Origin of the sequence: Nocardiopsis alkaliphila YIM 80379 (assembly GCF_000341005.1) — a bacterium.
Classification (GTDB): Bacteria; Actinomycetota; Actinomycetes; order Streptosporangiales; family Streptosporangiaceae; genus Nocardiopsis; species Nocardiopsis alkaliphila.
The window spans coordinates 1-4196 of the sequence record NZ_ANBD01000134.1; the positions used below are offsets into that span (position 1 = coordinate 1).

5 protein-coding genes are annotated in these 4196 nt (G+C 64.6%); 2 read left to right on the forward strand and 3 right to left on the reverse strand.

Going from position 1 to position 4196, the window contains the following annotated elements:
* Positions 1–200 precede the first annotated feature (200 nt).
* Positions 201–1061 carry a helix-turn-helix domain-containing protein gene (locus D472_RS25975; RefSeq protein ID WP_026117858.1) on the forward strand — a complete coding sequence of 287 codons (861 nt, stop codon included), beginning with the start codon at positions 201–203 and terminating at the stop codon, positions 1059–1061.
* Positions 1058–1300: a DUF397 domain-containing protein gene (locus tag D472_RS0118970; protein WP_017606048.1), complete on the forward strand. Its 243-nt coding sequence runs from the start codon at positions 1058–1060 to the stop codon at positions 1298–1300. The genes D472_RS25975 and D472_RS0118970 overlap by 4 nt, the downstream gene beginning before the upstream one ends.
* Positions 1301–1415: 115 nt before the next feature.
* Here the strand turns inward: D472_RS0118970 and D472_RS0118975 are convergent, their stop codons facing one another.
* The 3 genes from D472_RS0118975 to D472_RS0118985 all read right to left on the reverse strand — a co-directional run.
* Positions 1416–2507, reverse strand: coding sequence for a helix-turn-helix domain-containing protein (locus tag D472_RS0118975; protein ID WP_239643009.1), 1092 nt, complete (start codon positions 2505–2507; stop codon positions 1416–1418).
* 124 nt (positions 2508–2631) lie between these two features.
* The gene (locus D472_RS28720) at positions 2632–2817 is read right to left on the reverse strand and encodes a hypothetical protein (protein WP_017606050.1); all 186 of its coding nucleotides are present in this window, start codon (positions 2815–2817) and stop codon (positions 2632–2634) included.
* Positions 2818–3468: 651 nt separating this feature from the next.
* Positions 3469–4196: substrate-binding domain-containing protein (locus D472_RS0118985; protein ID WP_017606051.1), on the reverse strand; the 728-nt coding region annotated here is incomplete at its 5' end.

Genomic DNA, 4196 nt, shown 5'->3' on the forward strand with positions numbered 1-4196 from the left:
AGGCGGGGGATCGTTGCCNAAACGCCCGTTGGAGAAGTCTCACGGAGGCCGTGATGCACGGAACGGGCAAGGCATAACCTGAACCAGATGAACCCTGAGTGATCCACCTGTCACTGGCCACACCTTCATCATGGAATCTTAGAATCCCAAAAGTCAAGCGAATCTTAAGAAACCCTCGAAATCTTGCTAGGCTCACCTCCATGAAACCCAGCTTCAGCCCCACCATTCGCAGACGACGCCTTGCGCGCATACTTCGTGATCTTCGAGAAGAATCCGGACATACGCTAGATAGCGCCTCAAAAGAGTCAGGAGTCCCCAGAAGTACCATTGGAAGACTCGAAGGCCACGAGGGAAAGCGCATCCAGCCAGCCCACCTGGACGCATTGGCTCGCCTGTACGACCTGAACGAAGAGACATGGAAGAGCCTTCACCAACTAGCAAAAGACGCAGGCGAGCGAGGGTGGTGGTCCAAGTACAAGGACATATTCAGTGCTGATGGGTTGCCCTCCTTCGAGGTCGAAGCATCCTGCATTCGGACTTATCAAACCCAGGTGATCCCTGGATTGCTCCAGACCACCGCATACACGAGAGCGGTGTTCACAGGAACCAGCATGGTCCAAGAGGAACAGATCCAACGCCATGTCGATGGCCGGATGAAAAGACAGGAGATCCTCAATCGCCTCTACCCACCCGAATATGTAGCGATCATCGATGAAGCCGCACTACGGCGCCCTGCCGGTGGAGTGGAGGCGATGAGAGAGCAACTTTTCCATCTCACAGAAATGGCGAAGCGCTCAAGGATATCCATCCATGTCCTACCGTTCTCAGCGGGAATGCACGCTGCGAACCTCGGTGGTTTCCAGATCCTTGATTTTCCCGAGCCGACGGACCCCACCATCGGTTACATGGAGACACCAACCTGTAAAATCTTCTCAGAAGAGGACGAAGACATTCGTCGCTATGAGACCTTGTGGCGTGAGGCTCACAACGCTGCATTGACAGCAGCCCAGAGCGTGAGCTTCATCGGAGACATGATCACATCGCTGAAGGGCACTCCATGACCGTTCTCAGATTTCGGAAGAGCAGCTACAGCGGCACCGGCGAAGATTGCGTCGAAGTCGCCCACATACCCCCAGACTTCCGAAAGAGCAGCTACAGCGCTCAACGCCAGGAGTGCGTTGAGGTCGCCGAGCTCCCCTGTGGGGCGGCGATCCGCGACTCCAAGCACCCCACCGCCGGACACCTCCCCTTCCCCGCCCCCGAGTGGACCGGCTTCCTCACCGCCGCTCTCACCCGCTGAGCCTCGGCCCCTCACCCGCCAAGCCAAAGAAAAGCCCGGCCGTGCCCCCTCCAAGGCACGGCCGGGTCCTCATAGAAGTAACCCCCACAGCGTCCGGGGGGAAGCATTCAAGCCGCTATTCCTCGTCGAATTCGTCGGGGGTCACCTGGCCACGCATCATCTCCACCGCACGTGTGGTGGTGATCAGCTCGTCATCCAGCGCCCTCATCACTGCGGAGGCATACGCGGGCGGAACCCTGATCGAAGACAGGTCTGGTTGCGGCTTCCACCCCAGGACGTCCCGGAATTCCGCCATCGTGGGCACGCGATCCGTCATCTCCTGCCAGAAGCCGGTTCTCCCATTGCCCTCGGACATGGCCTGCCGGACGGTCAGGCTCCAGGAGACCCGGTAGGTCGCCGACAACCTGATGAGGTTGTGGCGCACCTCCTCCTGGTTTCGGCGCACCACCGCCTGTCGTGCCTTCACCCTGGGCAGGAGGAACTCCGCAGCGAAGGCGTTCACCACCTCCTCCCGATCTTGACGGGAGGCGTGCACCCCTCCCCCCACGTCACTGGAAAACTCGTCGCCCAGGACCAAGTGCCCCAGCTCGTGAGCGGCCGTGCTGCGCCGTCGCCCTGGTTCCATGTGCTCGTTGACCACGGCCACGGCCACGTCACCGTCCACCAGGGAAGCCCCATCGGCCCCTTGGGGCAAAGGCACCACGGCCACGAACTGTCCCGCCCGTTCACACTCCTCGGCAAGGGAATCGAGCGGTTCGGTACCTCGGCCCAGCTCGTCGCGCAGCCACAGGGCCGCGTCCCTGGCCTCATCGGCGTTCTTCGCCGAATCGGGGAAACGCAGCAGCGGTCGCGTCTGAAGCACTCCTTCGTCGACGAGCTGCCGCACGTCCCGCAGCCAGTCCGAGAGCAGGGCCTTGGTGCGGTAATCGCTCCGGTCCAGCTCTTCCTCTCCCACGTCGGAGGCGGGGGTCCGCTTGGAGACGACGGTCGGAGGAGAGCTGAGGAAGTGCGAGAGCGGGTAGTCGAGCACTCGGGCGATTCGAGTGAGTTCAACCGCGTCGACGTGGCGTTTTCCGCGTTCGAGCTTGGAGACCATGCTGCGTTCCAGACCCACACGATCAGCCATGGCCCCCTGCGAGAGTCCGGCGGAGATCCGACTCAGTCGGATACGTTCCCCGATCAGATCCCAGCTCAATTCCTGTGCCATGTGTGCGATCATCGCACAGCGGTTTCCGGGTGTGAACCCGACTCCGGAATCCGTTCGGTCAATTCTCGAAATCCTGCGGGATGAAACCACCGAGGACGGGTCGACGGAAATCAGCACATCCGTTTCAGGAACCACCGGGCCCCTCCCCCGGCAGCAGGCACGGGCTGCCCTCTTCCTCCCGCAACCATCCCTGATCCACCAGGTATCGGATGATCAGCGCACCCTCCCACCGGCCCCAGCCGAACACCGCCTCCAGCTCACGCCAGGTCGGCCCCAGCCCAAGGACCCGATTCCCCTGGGTACCCCACACCCGAAAACACGGTTACGCGCCACCCGCAACACCGGCACGAAATCGATCTTGCCCCCAGAGGCACAGAAAGCGCTTTCCGTGCCTCTGGGGGCAAGATCACGAACGAAACAGGCCCGCATCAGGGCCGCCGGACCGGTGGGCCTTCCTTCACCCCGGGCCGAAACCCGGTGCGGGCCCTTCGGCGCTCCGCCGACGCCCACGGGGACGCGCACACCGATTCCCACCAGGGGGACGGGCAGGCATCCGGCCGCCCAGCGGCCGGAGGGCCCGAAGGGACCGGGCCAAGCCCGGGCCCCGAAGGGGCCTCAGGCCCCCGACCACACCTTCCCCGTTTCCCGATAGCCGCCCACCCGCCGTTGAAGCAAGCGGGTCAAGGTGGAGCGCCCGCAGCGCAGCGAGGACGAACGACCTTGACGCGCACAGCGAAAACGGCCACACTCACGCGGCAGGAAACGGGGACACCACCCCAACGCTGGAAGAGACCAGCACCCCGCATAACCCTCAGCCCCCACCACCAGAGCGCCCACCGCCCCGAAAACCGCGAAGGTCGAGGGGCGCGGAATGGGCGCTGGGAGCAAGATCAACGCGGGAAAGGGGTGCGGCGGAGAAGCGGCGTGCGGGCAAGGCGCCGGGAAGGGACACGAGACCGGCTCAGCCGGAGGGTTCCGCGTGCTTCCACAGGGTGACGTGGGTGGCCGAGCGGAACCTTCCCCGATGAACTCCCGACCCCCGCAACATGGCCTGGGTGGCGCGGTGCGTGGTGGCGAAGCGCACGAACTCCGCCGCCACCCCGGTCTCCTCCGGGTCCGGCAGGGTCGTCGCGCCCCAGCTGCCCGCCGTGCGCACCGGCGGCCCCGAGGGCGTCACCAGTCGAGAGGCCTCCAGGTCGTGGGCGATGGTGAACCCCACCGCCAATCCGACCCCACCACCCCGTTTGACCTCCTCCAGCGCAGCCGCGTGGCTCTGGAAGACGCGCTGTCGTTCCTCGGGCACCCCGAACCTGCGCAGTGCCCCAGGGATCAGGCCGGTACGGTCCAGCGCGGAGGGCCCCAGCATCCAGGTGTGCTCGCGCAACCGTTCCAGGTCCACCCTTGCCCGCGCCAGCGGATGGTCGGGGGCCACCACGGTGAGCAGGTGGTAGTTGAGGATGGTTCGGGAGACCACCCGCCCCTCGACCGGCTCCGGCGGAATCGGCCCCAGGGCGACGTCCACGGCGCGGTCGCGCAACAGCTCCACGAACCGGTCCGGGGTGTGCACGCTCAGTTCGACGTCGAGGTCGTCGGCGCGGCCCACGAACTGTTCGATCAGTCCGGGTGCGGAGTGTTCGGCGAACAGCGGCGACACCGCGATCCGCAACAGGCGGGGGCCACCGCCGGCTT

What these genes read in the sequence shown, in the direction of transcription:
- D472_RS0118975 (WP_239643009.1), bottom strand. Translation starts at nt 2,507, where the DNA reads ATGGCACAGGAATTGAGCTGGGATCTGATCGGGGAACGTATCCGACTG.
- D472_RS25975 (WP_026117858.1), top strand. Translation starts at nt 201, where the DNA reads ATGAAACCCAGCTTCAGCCCCACCATTCGCAGACGACGCCTTGCGCGC.
- D472_RS0118970 (WP_017606048.1), top strand. Translation starts at nt 1,058, where the DNA reads ATGACCGTTCTCAGATTTCGGAAGAGCAGCTACAGCGGCACCGGCGAA.